Source organism: Paraburkholderia sp. A1RI_3L, from assembly GCF_048957895.1.
Lineage (GTDB): Bacteria > Pseudomonadota > Gammaproteobacteria > Burkholderiales > Burkholderiaceae > Paraburkholderia > Paraburkholderia kururiensis.
On the sequence record NZ_JARCHA010000109.1, the window covers coordinates 1 to 269 of the forward strand.

The 269-nt window shown below is 63.9% G+C and carries 1 protein-coding gene; it reads right to left on the bottom strand.

Going from position 1 to position 269, the window contains the following annotated elements; translation table 11 throughout:
* The coding region (locus PXJ20_RS33115) for a DUF2827 family protein (protein WP_421057537.1) at positions 1-160 on the bottom strand (160 nt) is incomplete at its 3' end.
* Positions 161-269 lie beyond the last annotated feature (109 nt).

A 269-nucleotide genomic window follows, 5' to 3' on the forward strand; every position in this document is an offset into this window, starting at 1 on the left:
TGTTGACGAGCAGCACCTGGTGCCGCAGCGGCGAGTGCTGGAACAGCTTGGACAGGTACAGCGCGTTCTGCTTGATGCCGTTGATCCACAGGCTCTCGGCAGCATCGCGCAGACCGATGGTGATGCCGATGCGCAGCCCGCGCGGGCATGGGCCGTTCATGTTTCCTCCCGGATGACGGTATGTGCGTTCATGGCCAGAGGGCTGCAATGGCAGCGCTGTACTGTTCGACGTTCGACGGCGCGAGCGGGTCGAGCGTCGCGAGAAAGGC